Genomic DNA, 15,831 nt, shown 5'->3' on the forward strand with positions numbered 1-15,831 from the left:
CGGTGCCGCCGGTCCGGTCGCACGGGACCGGCGGCACGGCCGCCCCCGGGTCCGTCAGCGGGTGGCGAGGAGTTCGAGGGTGTCGATCACGCGGTTGGAGAAGCCCCACTCGTTGTCGTACCAGGCGACGACCTTGATGTGGCGGCCGTCGACGCGGGTGAGGGCCGAGTCGAAGACCGACGAGGCCGGGTTGCCCGTGATGTCGGACGACACCAGCGGGTCCTCCGAGTACTCGAGGATGCCGGCGAGCGGCCCCTGCGCCGCGGCGCGGTACGCCGCCAGCACCTCCTCGCGCGTCACGTCGCGGGCGACGGTCGTGTTCAGTTCGACGATCGAGCCCACCGGGACCGGCACGCGGATCGAGTCGCCCGACAGCCTGCCGTCGAGGTTCGGCAGCACCAGGCCGATCGCCTTGGCGGCGCCCGTCGTGGTCGGCACGATGTTGACGGCGGCGGCGCGGGCCCGGCGGGCGTCGCGGTGCGGGCCGTCCTGCAGGTTCTGCTCCTGCGTGTAGGCGTGCACCGTCGTCATGAAGCCGTGCTCGATGCCGGCGAGTTCGTCGAGCACCGCGGCCAGCGGCGCGAGCGCGTTGGTCGTGCACGAGGCGTTCGAGACGATGGTGTGCGCGGCCGGGTCGTACGCGCCGGTGTTGACCCCGAAGGCGAGGGTGACGTCGGCGCCGTCCGACGGCGCGCCGACGAGCACCTTCCTCGCGCCCGCGTCGAGGTGGGCGCGGGCGGCCTCGGCCGAGGTGAAGCGGCCGGTCGCCTCGAGCACGATGTCGACGCCGAGCCCGGCCCAGGGCAGCTTCGCCGGTTCGCGCTCGGCGAGCACCGCGATGCGGCGGCCGTCGACGACGATGGCGTCCCCGTCGGCGCTCACCGGGCGGCCGAGCCGGCCGGCCGTGGTGTCGTAGGCGAGCAGCCGGGCGAGGGCGGCGGGTTCCGTCAGGTCGTTGACGGCGACGACCTCGAGGGTTTCGAGGGCGCTGTCCCGTTCGAGCAGTGCGCGCAGCACATTGCGGCCGATGCGGCCGAATCCGTTGATGGCGATACGGGTCACGGATGACCTCCCTCCGGTCGCCACCAGCGTCGCGTGCGGCCTCCGCCCGTGACAGCGGCGCGATCGCCAGGGTTCGCGAGGATCGCGCCACGCGGCGGCGGGCCGCCCGCGCTACCCGCCCCGGGCGAAGGTGCGCCGGTACTCGCTCGGCGTGGTGCCCAGGACGCGCCGGAAGTGCAGCCGCAGATTGGCGCCGGTGCCCAGGCCGGCGTCGGCGGCGATCCGCTCCACGCTCCGCTCCGAGCGTTCCAGCAGCTCACGGGCCATGTCGACGCGGGCGCGCGTGACCCACTGCATCGGCGTGTACCCCGTGTCCTCGGCGAAGCGCCGCGAGAAGGTGCGCGGCGAGACGCCCGCGTGCCGGGCGAGGAGTTCGAGGGTGAGGGGCTCGCCGAGCCGGTGCAGCGCCCACTCGCGGGTGGCTGCGAACCGCTCGCCGAGCGGTTCGGGCACGCTGCGCGGCACGTACTGCGCCTGGCCGCCGCTGCGGTAGGGGGCCGCGACCAGGCGCCGGGCCGCGTGGTTGGACGCGGCCACCCCGAGGTCGCCGCGCAGGATGTGCAGGCACAGGTCGATGCCCGAGGCGGCCCCGGCCGACGTCAGCACGCTGCCCTCGTCGACGAACAGGACGTTCTCGTCGACGAGGACGGACGGATGCCTCGCCGCGAGCGCCCGTGTGTAGTGCCAGTGCGTCGTGGCGCGCCTGCCGTCGAGCAGGCCGGTGGCGGCGAGCGCGAAGGCGCCCGTCGAGATGGCGGCCAGCCGCGTGCCCCGGGCGTGGGCGTCAAAGAGCGCGTCGACGACGGCCGGCGGCGGATCGTCGCGGTCGGGGAAGCGGTAGCCGGGGATGAAGACGGTCTCGGCCCACGCGAGCGCGTCGAGGCCGTGGACGACGTGGTAGGACAGGCCGTCGCCGCCGGTCACCGGGCCGGGCGCCGCCCCGCACACCCGCACCTCGTACGGCATGCTCGCCCGGGTGGTGAACACCTGCGCGGGGATGCCGACGTCCAGGGGCTTGGCGCCCTCGAGGACCAGGACGGCGACACGGCGCAGACGGGGGGACGGCACGGGGAAAGGGTACGAGGGGGTGCCGGCGGCCGGTCCCGCCGTCCCGCCCGGCGGCACGGCCCCGGCGCGCCGGAAACCTCCGGAGGCGCGGAAGCCCCGAAGCCCCCGCGCCGCGTCAGTCGCGCAGCAGCCCGTCCAGGGCCGCCGCCGCGTCCGACGCCGCGGCGGCGAAGGGCTCGATGACCAGATCGACGTCCTCGGCGCGCAGCTGCTCGGCGGCGCGCCGGTTGTAGGCGGTGACGGCCGTGGCTCCCCGGTACCCGTGGTGGCGCAGCCCGTGCAGCAGCGCCCGGTTGGTGTCCACCACCGGGATGGCACTGACCACGCACCGGGCCCGGTCCAGCGGCAGGGACTCCAGGAAATGGGCGTCCTCGGCGCTGCCGAAGACGGCGCTCACCCCTTCCCGGTCGTTGCGCGCCACCCGGTGCGGGTCGTAGTCCACCGCCAGGACCCGGTGCCCGGCCCGGCTGAGCCGGTCGGCCAGCAGACCGCCGAAGCGGCCGAGCCCGTAGAGGACGACGTCGGCGTCGTGCCTGCCGTCGGCGGGGCCGGCGTGGCGGGCGCCGGTCCGCTCGAACCTCGCCAGCCGGCGTTCCAGGCGCCCGTAGATCTGCTGGGAGTAGAGGATCAGATAGGTGGATGCGCCGATGGTGACCAGGCCGACGACGGTGATCAGGCTGACGGTGGCGCCGGTGATGTGCCCGAGGCTGTACCCGAGGGCGGCGAGGATGAGGGAGAACTCCGAGATCTGGGCGACCGTCAGGCCCGCCAGGAATCCCACCCGGACCGGGTAGCGCATGGCGACCATGATCACGAGGACGATCAGCGGATTGCCGACGAGCACGAACACCGAGAACACCAGCGCCTCGGCGATCCGGGCGCCCGCCTCGCCGAACTCCAGCCGCGCTCCCAGTTCCAGGAAGAAGAAGAGCAGCAGGAAGTCGCGCAGGCTGACCAGCCGGGCCCCCAGGGCGTCCCGGTAGGGGGTGCCGGCCAGGGAGACCCCGGCCAGGAACGCGCCGACCTCGGAGCTGAAGCCGAGCCACTCGCTCAGCGCGGCCACCGACACCGCGTAGGCCACGCCGAAGAGCACCAGCAGGTCCTGGGAGCGTGCGACGCGGTGCAGCAGACCGGGCAGGACGTAGCGCATCAGCACGGCGACGCCCGCCAGCAGGCCCAGGCCCTTGGCGAAGACCAGGGCGATGTCCAAGGCCATGCCCGCACCGCTGCCGACCCGCTGCCCGAACGCGGTCAGGGCGATCATGACCAGCACCACGACGATGTCCTGCACGATCAGGAACCCCACCGCGATGCGCCCGTGGAGCTGCTCCAGCTCGCGCTTGTCGGACAGCAGCTTCACGATGATGATCGTGGAAGAGAAGGTGAGCGCGACCGCGACGTAGAGCGCCGTCACGGTGTCCATGCCCAGCGCGAGCGCGATCAGGAAGCCGATCACCGAGGTGAACAGGACCTGGCCGAGCCCGGTGGCCAGCGCGATGGGCCCGGTGGTGCGGACCAGGTGCAGGTCGAGCCGGAGCCCCACCAGGAACAGCAGCACAGCGATGCCCAGCCGGGCGAGCAGTTCGACGGTGCCGTCGGCCTCCACCCAGCCGGTGCCCGCGGGACCGACCAGGATGCCGACGCCGATGAAGGCGACGATCAGCGGCTGCCGCAGCAGCGTCGCCAGCAGGCCCGCGACGGCGGAGAGCGCGAGGACCGCGGCGACGAGGGGGAAGTCGTACGGATCCATGGCCTGGCCCGATCAACGGCTCGTTCGCTGAGGGAAGGCGGTCGTCGCCCCGGGCCCGGGACGGCGGGTACGCCGCGCGGCCCACGGCTTCCCCGGCGGGCTCGGGGAGGCCGGTGACCGCCGGTGCGTGCCGGGCGGCGGTGAGTGCACCGGCATCACCGTCCCCGGTCGACCGGCTCCCATGCCAGATTAGTCCCCTTCGCGCCTCCCGTGCCTTCCGGGAACGCGCTCCCGGGCCACTTCCGGGCCACTTCCGGGGCGCCTCCGAAGCGGCTCCGAAGCGGCCCCGGAGCGGCTGCAGGACACCTCCGGAGCAGCCCGTACGACGCCGCGCGTCAGCAGGTTTCAGCGTCCTTTCCCGCGGACACCCGCGCATTCTCACCGGCGAGAATGCGAAGTATGAGTGGAATACACCACATGTGACGCGCGCCGCGACGGCGCCCTCACGGACCGTGCGCGCCACGCCGCGCCGCAAGGAGGCAGCGATGAAAGCCGTCGTCTACAAGGAACCTTTCAGCGTCGACGTCGAGGAGGTCGAGGACCCCCGGATCCAGGACCCCACGGACGTGATCGTCAAGGTCACCACGTCCGCCATATGCGGTTCCGACCTGCACATGTACGAGGGCCGCACCGGTGCGGAGCCGGGCATCGTGTTCGGCCACGAGAACATGGGGGTCGTGGAGGAGACCGGCCCCGGGGTCGCCACGGTGAAGAAGGGCGACCGGGTCGTCATGCCGTTCAACGTGGCGTGCGGCTTCTGCAAGAACTGCCTGGCGGGGCGGACGGGCTTCTGCCTGACCGTCAACCCCGGTTTCGCCGGCGGCGCCTACGGCTACGTGTCGATGGGCCCCTACACCGGCGGCCAGGCGCAGTACGTGCGGGTGCCGTTCGCGGACTTCAACTGCCTGCAGCTCCCCAAGGGCACCGAGCACGAGGACGACTTCGCCCTGCTGGCCGACATCTTCCCCACCGGTTACCACGCCACCGAGCTGGCGCAGGTCTCCCCCGGGGAGACGGTGTGCGTGTTCGGCGCCGGACCGGTCGGCCTGATGGCGGCCTACTCCGCGGTCCTGCGCGGCGCCTCCCGCGTCTTCGTCGTCGACAAGCAGCCGGACCGGCTCCGCCTCGCGGGCCGGATCGGCGCGACCCCGATCGACTACAGCAAGGGGGAGGCCGCCGAGCAGATCAAGGAGCAGACCGGCGGGGAGGGCACCGACAAGGGCATCGACGCCGTCGGCTACCAGGCCACGGTCCCCGAGGGCGAGGAGCAGCCGGCGATGGTGCTCAACACCCTGGTCGAGGCCGTACGCCCCACCGGGATGCTCGGAGTGGTCGGGCTGTACGTGCCCTCGGACCCCGGAGGCCCCAGCGAGAGCGCCAAGAAGGGCGAACTGCTCTTCCGGATCGGCAGGTTCTTCGAGAAGGGCCTGCGGATGGGGACCGGTCAGGCGAACGTCAAGTCGTACAACCGCCAGCTGCGCGACCTGATCATCTCGGGCCGTGCCACTCCCAGCTTCGTGGTCTCCCACCGGGTCCCGCTGGACCAGGCCCCGGAGGCCTACCAGCACTTCGACCGGCGCGACGAGGGCTGGACCAAGGTGCTCCTCAAGCCCGAGATGGGCAACGGGCACAGGAAGCAGGAGGCCGCGGTGTAACGGCGGAGGCGGGGCCGCGCGAAAGGCGGTGGGGCGGTCCGCGTACGGGCCGCCCCGCCGTCCGCCCTGCCCGGCTCCGCCCGCTCCCGTCCGGCTCCGTCGGACCTCATCCGGTTCCGTCCGGCTCCGTCAAGCCTCATCGGGCTCGTCCGGCTCCGGGAAACCGCAGGCGGACGGCGAGTCCCGACGCGGGGTCTTGACGGCCCCCCTCCGGGCCCATACCGTCGCGCCCGCTCCTTGAAACGAATCAATTGAAACGTATCAAAGGCGCACGGCAACGTATCCACACGGCCCTCCCGATCCTCCCGGGTCCGGCCGAGGGCGGGAAGGACCGCGCGATGAGACGACTCCTCCGGCAATCCGGACGACCCCGGCCCCCACGGCGGCACCCGGCGCCCGGGCCGCGGCGGCGGACGTCCGCGCTGCTGGCCGGCGTGCTGCTCGCCACCGGCGCCCCCGCGGCCCAGGCGGCCCAGGCGGACCCCCTCTCCGGCGAGGGGCACGGCGGCGGGCGCGGCGAGGGGCGGTCGGTCCAGCTCGAGAAGCTCGACCGCGGCCTCGTCGCCGTCGCCACCGGCGAGGGCGTCTTCCTCAGCTGGCGGCTGCTCGGCACCGAGACCACCGGCTCCACCGCCACCGGCATGGCCGGTCCGGACTTCCGCGTCTACCGGGACGGCGAGCCCGTCGCGACCGTCACCGACAGCACCAACTTCCTCGACCGCGGCGCCCCGCCCGACTCCGAGTACCGCGTCGTCCCCGTCGTCGGCGGCCGCGAGGTGAGGGACGGCGGACGCGGCCGGACGGTCGCCCCCTGGTCGGAGTCGTACGCCGAACTGCCGCTGCGCAGGCCACCCGACGGCGTCACCCCCGCCGGGGAGAGGTACACCTACTCCGCCAACGACATGAGCGTCGGCGACGTGGACGGCGACGGGAGCTACGAGTACGTCGTCAAGTGGGACCCGTCCAACTCCAAGGATGTCTCCCAGAAGGGCTACACCGGCAACGTCTACATCGACACCTACCGCTTCGACGGCACCCTGCTGCACCGCCTCGACCTGGGCGTCAACATCCGCGCGGGCGCCCACTACACCCAGTTCCCCGTCTACGACTTCGACGGCGACGGGCGCGCGGAGATGATGGTCAAGACCGCGCCCGGCACGAAGAGCATCCGCTACGACCGGCACGGCCGCGTCGTCTCCGAGCGGTACGTCACCATGCCGCGCGAGGACGTCCGCGCCGGCCACTCCCACCGCGACGACCACCGGATGAGCGCCGCGGACTACCGCGAGCACATCGTGGAGACGTTCCTCGGCTGGCACGGGCACCCCGAGGTGGCCGCCGGGCGGTGGCCCGCCACCCTGGAGGCGGCCTTCGGCATCGAGCGGCGCCACGACTACCCGCTCTCCCGCGCCGCCGCCGAGGACCTGGCCGACCACTTCATCGACGTCTACGCCCCCTCCCGCAGCTCCCGCAACGACCTGCGCGCCTTCGAGGGCTTCGTCCTCACCGGCCCCGAGTACCTGACGGTGTTCGACGGCGCCACCGGCCGCGAGCTCCAGACCGTCCGCTACGAGCCCGGACGGCACGACGACGGCCTGATGTGGGGCGACTACGCCATGAGCCGCATCGAGCCGGGCAACCGCGTCGACCGCTTCCTGGCGGGCGTGGCCTACCTCGACGGCGAGCACCCCTCGGCCGTCTTCGCCCGCGGCTACTACACGCGCGCCACCCTGGCCGCCTACCGCTGGGACGGGAGGCGCCTGAAGCGCCAATGGCTCGCCGACAGCGGCTGGACGCCCATGTCCAACCCCTTCGACGACTCCCCGCACGGCGTGGACGGCACCGACCCCGAGTACGGCACCCTCACCACCCAGGGCTTCCACTCCCTGAGCGCGGCGGACGTGGACGGCGACGGCCGCCAGGAGATCGTCTACGGCGCGGCCACCCTCGACGACGACGGTTCCCTGCTCTACAGCTCCTTCGCCGAGGCCCCGCCCGAGAGCGCCGTGCCGGGGCAGAGCGTGCGGCTCGGCCACGGCGACGCCATACACGTCGCCGACATCGACCCGGAACGGCCCGGCCTGGAGATCCACACCGTCCACGAGGGCGGGCGCTGGGCCCCCTACGGCCACGCGCTGCGCGACGCCGCCACCGGCGAGGTGCTGTACGGCGGCTACACCGGCGTGGACACCGGCCGCGGCATGGTCGGCGACATCGACCCGGCTCAGCCGGGCCTGGAGACCTGGGGCTCGGGCGGCGTCGGCCTGTGGAGCGCGGACGGGCGGCGGCTCGGCGACGCCACTCCGGGCACCGACATGAGCATCCGCTGGGCGGCCGACATGACCACGCAGATCGTGGAGGGCGCCGGCGAGAACACCCCGGTGATCAGGGACTGGCGGCGCGGCGCGCTGCTGACCGCCGGGGGGACCCGCACCAACAACGGCACCAAGGGCAACCCCTCGCTGGTGGCCGACGTCCTCGGCGACTGGCGCGAGGAGCTGCTGGTGCGCACCGCCGACAGCTCGGCGATACGGCTCTACACCAGCACCGAGGTGACCGACCGCAAGCTGTACACGCTGATGCACGACCCGCAGTACCGGGTCGAGGTGGCGCGGCAGCAGACGACGTACAACCAGCCCGCGTACCCGTCCTTCCACCTGGGGTCGGGCACGGACTGGTCGCGGGTGCCCGTGCCCGGCGCGCGCGTGCCCGGCCGCCGGTAGGCCCCCGGCCGCTCAGCCGTGCCAGACACCGGCCACGGCCCGCGCTTGGGCGGCGGCCTGCGCACGTCCCGCACGTGCGCAGGCCGCCCGGCGGGAGGCGTCCAGGGGGTTGCGGCCGAACGCCCGGCGGGCGGCGGCGTCCGGAACGAGCAGCGCGACCTCAGCCCCCTCGGCGCGCAGCAGGGCGGCGAGCCGCTCGGCCCTCGGCCCCGGCCCGAACGCCCTGGGCAGCGGGGCGAGCACCACCACCCGCCGGTGGCCGAGCGCCAGGTCGGCGTTGGTCGTCGACCGCACGCCGCCGTCGATCCACCATCGCCCGCGCAGGGCGACCGGCGGCCACAGACCCGGCATCGCGCAGCTCGCGGCGACCGCCCGGAGCAGGTCGGCGCCGCTGCCGGAGTGGAATGCCTCCAGCGCCCCGGTGTGCGCGTCCACGGCGGTCACGCGCAGCGAATCCGGCCACTCCCGTACCGGCAGCAGGGCGGCCATCGCCTCCAGCACCCCCTCGCCGGAAGCCGTGCGCGCCCCCAGCGCCATCCGCCCCAGCCGCCGCGCCACCGCCTCCGGGGTGCGCCGGCCGAGCTGCGCCCGCAGGAACCCCAGTGCCGCGCCGGGGGTGATCCGCGCCTCCGGGCCGGCCGCCTCCACCTCCGACTGCCGCCGGTGGAGTTCCTCCGGATGCTCCCCGGCCGCCAGCCGGGCGCCGACCACGGCCCCCGCCGAGGTGCCGATCACCGTGTCGGCGCGGGCGAGGTCCACACCGGCGGCGGCCAGCCCGGCCAGCACCCCCACCTGCCACGCCCCGCCCGCGTGCCCACCGCTGCCCAGTACGAGCGCTCTCTCCGCCACGGTACCGGCCTCCTCCCTCTCCCCCGCCCTCGCGCCGCCCTCCTCCGTCGGCCGTTCCCGCCTACCCACCGCCGCCTGCCGGAAGCCGCCGTCTCCCCACCGCCGCCTCCGCCGCTCCCCGCCCCCGCACCGGCCGTCGCACCGGTGGCATACGCTCGCACGGCCGATCGATCCCACAAGGCTGGAGACCCCATGGCCGCGACGCCGACCAAGCCGACCAACTGGGCCGGGAACGTCGAGTTCGCCGCCCGGACCCTGCACCGCCCGGCGACACCGGACCGGCTCCGGGAGATCGTCGCGGCGTCCGACCGCGTACGGGTGCTGGGCTCGGGCCACTCCTTCAACCGGATCGCCGACACCACCGGCGATCTGGTCACCCTCGACGAACTGCCCCGCGCGATCGAGGCGGACCCGGCCTCCGGCACCGTCCGGGTCGCCGGCGCGGTCCGGTTCGGCGAGCTGTGCCCGGTGCTGCGGCGGCACGGGCTCGCCCTGCCGAACCTGCCGTCCACCCCGCACTTCACCCTCGCCGGGGCGTACGCCACCGGCACCCACGGCTCGGGGCACACCGGCGGCACGCTGGCCGCCGCCGTACGGTCGGTGGAGCTGGTCACGGCGGACGGCTCGCAGGTCACCGTCTCGCGCGGCGACGAGGGCTTCGAGGGGGTCGTGGTCTCGCTCGGCGCCCTGGGCGCGGTCACCGCCCTCACCGTGGAGGCGTGCCCGGCGTTCGAGGTGGAGCAGTACGTCCACGAGGGGCTGCCCTGGTCGGTGCTGACGGAGCACCCGGAGGAGGTGTTCGGCGCCGCGTACAGCGTCAGCGTCTTCACCGACTGGGCCGGTCCGGCGCGGGTGTGGGTCAAGCGCCGCACCGTCGATCCGCTGCCCGACCTCGCCCGGACCGGCGCCCGGCCCGCCGACGGCCCCCGTCACCCGATCGAGGGGATGCCGACGGAGAACGCCACCGAGCAGCAGGGCGTGCCCGGGCCGTGGGACGAGCGGCTGCCGCACTTCCGCTCCGGCTTCATGCCCAGCGCCGGGGACGAGCTCCAGTCGGAGTACTTCGTGCCCGCCGACCGCGCGGGCGAGGCCTTCGCGGCGCTGCGGGAGCTCGGACCGCTGCTCGCCCCCGTGCTGCAGGTCTCCGAGATACGCACCGTGGCCGCCGATCCGCACTGGCTCAGCCCCGCCCACGGCCGCGACAGCGTCGCCCTCCACTTCACCTGGACGTCCGACGCCGCCGCCGTCGCCCCCGTGCTGCTCCGCGTCGAGGAGGCGCTCGCGCCCTTCGACGCGCGCCCCCACTGGGGGAAGCTGTCGTCCATGGAGGCGGAGGCGCTGAGCGCCTCGTACGCGCGCTGGGAGGACTTCCGGGCGCTGCTGGAACGCTTCGACCCGGAGGGCGTGTTCCGCAATGCGCTGATCGACCGTTGCTTTCCCCGCAACCGGTAGCCGGCGGCGGGCAGTCGACGGCCGGTCAGCGGGCGGGCGGCCGTCGGCCGAAGACGGCGACGGCCGCCGGCCGGGGAAGGGAGCGGCGGCGGGCGGCGTGAGGCCTGTGTCCCGCATTCCCGGGATCGGACGGGTTTGCCCCCGGCGTGCGGGCGGATCACTTCCCCCAAAACGGGCCAGTTGCGCCGGGAACATTCCCTCAGCGCCGCCCAGTCGCTACCTTCCCTTCCACCGCGTCCGTAACCCGGACACGTAATCCCCCACGTCGAACAGCCCGTCCCAGCTGTCCGCACCGGAAGGATCCTCCCGTGCACGCACCTCTCCGCAGAGGCAGGAAGCGCAGAATCATCGCGGCCACCGCCGCCGCGTCCCTCGCCACCCCCCTGCTGCTCGCCGCCTCCGCCACCTCCGCCGTGGCCAAGCCCGATCCCGGCAAGCAGGGTGAGAAGCTGGCGAGGCAGCTGGTCGAGAAGGCCAGCGCCGACGGCGCCATGAGGCACCTGCGGGCGTTCCAGGCGATCGCCGACGCCAAGAACGACAACCGCGCCGCCGGCTCCGCCGGCTACGACTGGTCGGCGAAGTACGCCGGCACCCTGCTCAAGCTCGCCGGCTACGAGGTCACCTACCAGAACTTCGACTTCGTCTACCGCGAGACGCTCGCGGAGAAGCTGTCGGTCCTGAGCCCCACTCAGCGCGACGTCCCCGTCAAGCTGATGACGTACACCGCGAGCACCCCCGAGGGCGGCATCGAGGCCGCTCTCGCGGCCGTGCCCGTGGACGCCGACGGCACCACCGGCTGCACCGCCGACGACTTCGCCTCCGGCGACTTCACCGGCAAGATCGCCCTGATCAAGCGCGGCGGCTGCACCTTCGCCGACAAGCAGGCGAACGCCGCCGACGCCGGCGCGGTCGGCGCGATCATCTACAACAACACCGAAGGGGACCTCAACGGCACCCTCGGCGACGCCTCCGCCGGCCGCATCCCCACCGGCGGCATCACCCAGGAGGCCGGTGAGGCGCTGGCGGCCGAAGCCGCCCAGGGCACCGTCACCGTCGCCATGGAGATCCGCGAGTTCCACGAGACCCGCTCCACGCCCAACGTCATCGCCGAGACCCGCGGCGGCGACGAGGACAACGTGGTGATGTTCGGCGCCCACCTGGACTCCGTCGCCGACGGACCGGGCATCAACGACAACGCCTCCGGCTCCGCCGGCATCCTGGAGGCCGCCCTCCAGCTCGCCAAGGCCGACCGCAAGGGCAAGCACGCCAACAAGGTGCGCTTCGCGCTGTGGTCCGCCGAGGAGGTGGGTCTGCAGGGCTCCGAGCACTACGTGACCAGCCTGCCGGAGGCCGAGCGCGAGAAGATCGCCCTCTACCTCAACTTCGACATGATCGCCTCGCCGAACTACGGCCTGTTCGTCTACGACGGCGACGACTCCGACGGCGTCGGCGCCGGCCCGGGCCCCGAGGGCTCGGCGCAGCTGGAGCACGCGATCAACACCTTCATGCGCTCGCAGGGCCACGAGCCGCGCGGCACCGACTTCACCGGCCGCTCCGACTACGGTCCGTTCATCGAGGTCGGCATCCCCTCCGGCGGCACCTTCACCGGCGCCGAGGGCCTCAAGAGCGAGGAGGAGGCCGCTCTGTGGGGCGGCAAGGCCGGCGTCGCGTACGACGAGTGCTACCACCAGGCTTGCGACGACATGGGCAACGTCAGCAAGAAGGCGCTCGGCATCAACGTCGACGTGATCGCGAACGCCGTGGGCAACTACGCCTGGGACACCTCCTCCCTGACGAAGGACGTGCCCTTCGAGCCCACCAAGGGCACCGCGGGCAGCGGTGGCGGTCTGCACGACCACGACCACGAGCTGGCCTCCTGACGGGCACCCGCCGGGAATCCCGCGTACGTCCCACGGACGTACAGCCGTAAGGCACCCCGCCGCGGGCGCCGGGGCACATGCCCCGGCGCCCGCGGCGCCTTTCCGCGCCGTGTGCCCCGGCGGCGCGCAGACCGGCGCCCGGCGGCGCGCGAAGCCGGAACACGCCCCGACCCTCCGCCGGAAGGCTGCGCCCCGCGCCGCCGGGCCGGTAGGCTTTCCGTGTGATCTTCAAGCGAATCGGAAACGGGCGGCCGTACCCCGACCACGGCCGGGAGAGCACCCGCCAGTGGGCGGATGTCGCCCCACGCCCGGTGCGTCTTGACCAGCTCGTCACCACCAAGGGCCAGCTCGACCTGGAGACCCTGCTCGCCGAGGACTCCACCTTCTACGGCGATCTGTTCGCGCACGTCGTGAAGTGGAACGGGGACCTCTATCTGGAGGACGGCCTCCACCGCGCCGTACGCGCGGCCCTCCAGCAGCGGCAGGTGCTGCACGCCCGGGTACTCGAACTCGACTGACGCCCCGGGCCACGCCGTGCGGGGCGCGTTGGCCCTTTCGGGGCCGACTGCGGTGGGCGCATTGATCGTTTAGTAGGCATTACGCCGTCTCCGCACTACGCTGCGCCCATGAGCATGCTCACTCCCCCCGGCATGGGCGGCAAGTACCGCATCACGGGTGACAGCTACCCGCGGATGCGGCGCCCGCGCAGGCGCCGCAGGATCGTCGCCGCCTCGGTCGCGGCGACCGCCGCCCTCGGTGTGCTCTCCTGGGGGACGGTGCAGCTCCTCGACGCCTTCACGGGCGGCGGCACGAAGGTGCGGGCGGCGGCCGACGGCCGCGGCTGCGAGCCCTCCGGCGAAGGGACCGGCGGGAGCGGGAAGGACGGCGGGAGCGGCGTCGCGGCGCGCTCCGCGGACGGCTCCGGCGCCGCACCGAGCGCCCTGCCGAAGCCGTCCGCCGTCACCGTCAACGTCTACAACGCCACCACCCGCAGCGGCCTGGCCAGGAAGACGGCGGACGCGCTGGAGAAGCGCGGCTTCACCATCGGCGAGGTGGCCAACGCCCCGGCCTCCCTCGACAAGAAGGTGAAGGAGACCGGGCTGCTGATGGGCCCGCCCGCCGCGTACGGGAACGGCGCGTTCGACGTCCTGCTCGCCCAGTTGCCCGGGGCGGAGGTCAGGGCCGTCGAGCGCGGGGCCGCCGAAGACGCCGGGAGGAGCCAGGACGCCGGAAGCGGGAGGAAGGACCCCGGCAAGGGCGCCGGGAAGACCGAGATCGACCTGGTGATCGGCAAGGCGTTCAAGGCCCTGGCGGAGGAGAAGGAGGTGCGCAAGGCCATGGCGGCCCTCGCCTCCCCCTCCCCCTCGCCCTCCCCCTCGGGCTGCCGGTAGGCGTCCCGGTGGGCGTCCCGGTGGGCGGGCACGGCGGGCGGCGCGGCGGCCGGGTCAGCCGGCCGTCCCGTACATGCGGTCGCCCGCGTCGCCCAGGCCCGGGACGATGTAGCCGTCCTCGTTGAGCCGCTCGTCGACCGAGGCGGTCACCACCGTCACCGGCGTGCCCGCCAGCTCGCGCTCCATCAGCTCCACACCCTCGGGCGCCGCCAGCAGGCAGAGCGCCGTGACGTCGTCGGCGCCGCGCCGGATCAGCTCCCGGATCGCCGCGACCAGCGTGCCGCCGGTGGCCAGCATCGGGTCCAGGACGTACACCTGGCGCCCGGAGAGGTCGTCGGGCATCCGGGTGGCGTACGTGGACGCCTGGAGGGTGCGCTCGTCGCGGATCATGCCCAGGAAGCCCACCTCGGCGGTCGGCAGCAGCCGCACCATCCCGTCGAGCATTCCCAGCCCGGCCCGCAGGATCGGCACCACCAGGGGGCGCGGGTGGGACAGCCGCACACCCGTGGTGGCCGTCACCGGGGTCCTGATGTCGACCGGCTCGATGCGCACGTCCCGGGTGGCCTCGTAGGCGAGCAGGGTCACCAGTTCGTCGGCGAGGCGCCGGAAGGTCGGGGAGTCGGTGCGCTCGTCGCGCAGCGTGGTGAGTTTGTGCGCCACCAGCGGGTGGTCGACGACGTGAATCCGCATGCCGTCGACAGTAGCCGAGGCCCTTTTCCCGCTCGCACTGGCGTACAGGCGCCTTTTCGGGGGACAGTGAACAGGTACGACCGGAGGTGGGCCGTATGACCGGACCGAGGCAGCACGACGACACGCCCGACGACCGTCGGGCGCTCATACGCGAGGACCAGCGGAGCCAGAACCAGCGGGGCCCGGACCAGCGGGACCGCCGGGCGTCCGGGGAGCGCCTCACGGGCGCCCGGGCCACCGGGAGCCCCGCGACCCCGGTGGCCCCGGACAGCGACGCGGAGCGGCGCCGCCGCCGGGCGGTCTTCCTGCGCGAACTGAACGAGGCCAAGGCCCTGCGCGAACGGGTGCAGCCGCGCCGCGCCCGCACCGCACGCATGCGCCAGGCGATGCGAATGAGGACATTCCGCTGGTAGTCCGGCGCAACACCCACGCGACGCACGGTCGAAGACCTCTCGCGGAGCGCCGGTTTCTGCCACGATTCCGATTGGGCGGGGCGCGGTCCCGTCAGCACTCGGGCACCTGAAACCAGTGGGAGAGTCACGGTGTACTTCGCCGCACTGCTCGCGCGCACCGAAGACGGGTGGGAAGCGAGCGACACGGAACTCGACGAGGTCGAGACCCTGGCCGATCTCGCCGACCTGGCCCGGGAGGCCGCCGAGGACGATGAGCCGGTCCTGGTCTGCATCGAACAGGAGGGCGCCTGGTTCGGCGTCGTCCGGGTGGAGGGCGAGGAGGATCCCCGCATCTTCGTCTCGGACGCGGCCGCGGCCGCGCGCAGCTCCTACGGGGAGATCCTGCTCACCGACGAACTCCTCGGCCGCGAGCCGGGCGGCGAGGAGGACCTCGACCTCCTCGTGGACCTCGACGGCACGGAGGACGGCGAGCCGCCGAGCGGCAGGGAGGACGACGAGGACGTGGATGCCGGGGACGGCGGGGGCGACGACGAGGACACGGCGGCGCGGGCCGGTGCTCCGGCGGGGCCGGTCGGCGACGTCGAGCTGCTGGCCGACTTCGGCGTGGACGGCACGGCGCTGCTCTCGCTGACCTCCGAGGACGCGCTGACCGAGATCGCCGACGCGCTCGGCTGCACGGACATGCTGGAGGCCGTCCGGTAGCCGGGGCCCCCGCACCCGGCCCTCCGCCCCCTTACGTCTCGTACGCCCCGCACCCCCGGCCCCGCGCGTCCCGCGGGGCCCCGTCGCCGTGCCCGCCCGCCCTGCGCGGGGCCGGGGCGGGGACACTGGGCGCATGAGCGTTCCGCCGGACCCGCGGGCCCCTTCCCCGGGCCCCTCCGACTCCCGGGGCTCCCCC

General features: G+C 73.8%; 13 protein-coding genes. 8 read left to right on the forward strand and 5 right to left on the reverse strand.

Annotated elements, in window-relative coordinates:
* Window positions 1-54: 54 nt before the first annotated feature.
* From gap to QPK52_RS12085, 3 genes are all read right to left on the reverse strand, one after another.
* Complete coding sequence (gap, locus tag QPK52_RS12075) at window positions 55-1,062, reverse strand: type I glyceraldehyde-3-phosphate dehydrogenase (protein WP_410537464.1); 1,008 nt, start codon at window positions 1,060-1,062, stop codon at window positions 55-57.
* A 111-nt stretch (window positions 1,063-1,173) separates the two neighbouring features.
* A complete protein-coding gene (locus QPK52_RS12080) occupies window positions 1,174-2,130 on the reverse strand; it encodes a GlxA family transcriptional regulator (RefSeq protein ID WP_410537465.1) in 957 nt (318 codons plus the stop codon).
* 115 nt (window positions 2,131-2,245) lie between these two features.
* Window positions 2,246-3,880 (reverse strand): cation:proton antiporter, encoded by a 1,635-nt coding sequence (locus QPK52_RS12085; protein WP_410537466.1) that lies wholly within the window; start codon window positions 3,878-3,880, stop codon window positions 2,246-2,248.
* A 485-nt stretch (window positions 3,881-4,365) separates the two neighbouring features.
* Between QPK52_RS12085 and QPK52_RS12090 the strand changes: the two genes are divergently transcribed.
* On the forward strand, window positions 4,366-5,535 hold the full coding sequence (locus QPK52_RS12090) for a glutathione-independent formaldehyde dehydrogenase (RefSeq protein WP_410537468.1): 1,170 nt from the start codon (window positions 4,366-4,368) through the stop codon (window positions 5,533-5,535).
* 434 nt (window positions 5,536-5,969) lie between these two features.
* A complete protein-coding gene (locus tag QPK52_RS12095) occupies window positions 5,970-8,258 on the forward strand; it encodes a rhamnogalacturonan lyase (RefSeq protein WP_410537469.1) in 2,289 nt (762 codons plus the stop codon).
* Between the two features lie 12 nt (window positions 8,259-8,270).
* On the opposite strand, the gene QPK52_RS12100 is transcribed toward QPK52_RS12095, so the two are convergent.
* Window positions 8,271-9,107 (reverse strand): patatin-like phospholipase family protein, encoded by an 837-nt coding sequence (locus tag QPK52_RS12100; RefSeq protein ID WP_410537470.1) that lies wholly within the window; start codon window positions 9,105-9,107, stop codon window positions 8,271-8,273.
* A 192-nt stretch (window positions 9,108-9,299) separates the two neighbouring features.
* Between QPK52_RS12100 and QPK52_RS12105 the strand changes: the two genes are divergently transcribed.
* From QPK52_RS12105 to QPK52_RS12120, 4 genes are all read left to right on the forward strand, one after another.
* Window positions 9,300-10,559 carry an FAD-binding protein gene (locus QPK52_RS12105; RefSeq protein WP_410537471.1) on the forward strand — a complete coding sequence of 420 codons (1,260 nt, stop codon included), beginning with the start codon at window positions 9,300-9,302 and terminating at the stop codon, window positions 10,557-10,559.
* Between the two features lie 308 nt (window positions 10,560-10,867).
* Window positions 10,868-12,439 carry a M28 family metallopeptidase gene (locus tag QPK52_RS12110; protein ID WP_410537472.1) on the forward strand — a complete coding sequence of 524 codons (1,572 nt, stop codon included), beginning with the start codon at window positions 10,868-10,870 and terminating at the stop codon, window positions 12,437-12,439.
* A gap of 221 nt (window positions 12,440-12,660) precedes the next feature.
* The gene (locus tag QPK52_RS12115) at window positions 12,661-12,957 is read left to right on the forward strand and encodes a type II toxin-antitoxin system VapB family antitoxin (RefSeq protein ID WP_031508611.1); all 297 of its coding nucleotides are present in this window, start codon (window positions 12,661-12,663) and stop codon (window positions 12,955-12,957) included.
* 108 nt (window positions 12,958-13,065) lie between these two features.
* Window positions 13,066-13,830 (forward strand): LytR C-terminal domain-containing protein, encoded by a 765-nt coding sequence (locus QPK52_RS12120; protein ID WP_410537473.1) that lies wholly within the window; start codon window positions 13,066-13,068, stop codon window positions 13,828-13,830.
* Window positions 13,831-13,884: 54 nt separating this feature from the next.
* Here the strand turns inward: QPK52_RS12120 and upp are convergent, their stop codons facing one another.
* Window positions 13,885-14,520 (reverse strand): uracil phosphoribosyltransferase, encoded by a 636-nt coding sequence (upp, locus tag QPK52_RS12125; RefSeq protein ID WP_093657319.1) that lies wholly within the window; start codon window positions 14,518-14,520, stop codon window positions 13,885-13,887.
* 95 nt (window positions 14,521-14,615) lie between these two features.
* Here upp and QPK52_RS12130 point away from each other — a divergent pair, with 95 nt between their 5' ends.
* Window positions 14,616-14,933, forward strand: a complete 318-nt coding sequence (locus QPK52_RS12130) for a hypothetical protein (RefSeq protein ID WP_410537474.1) — start codon at window positions 14,616-14,618, stop codon at window positions 14,931-14,933.
* 129 nt (window positions 14,934-15,062) lie between these two features.
* Window positions 15,063-15,635: a hypothetical protein gene (locus QPK52_RS12135; protein ID WP_410537475.1), complete on the forward strand. Its 573-nt coding sequence runs from the start codon at window positions 15,063-15,065 to the stop codon at window positions 15,633-15,635.
* The last annotated feature ends 196 nt before the right edge of the window (window positions 15,636-15,831 follow it).

Source organism: Streptomyces sp. KL2 (genome assembly GCF_046529545.1).
In the GTDB taxonomy this organism is placed as follows: domain Bacteria; phylum Actinomycetota; class Actinomycetes; order Streptomycetales; family Streptomycetaceae; genus Streptomyces; species Streptomyces radiopugnans.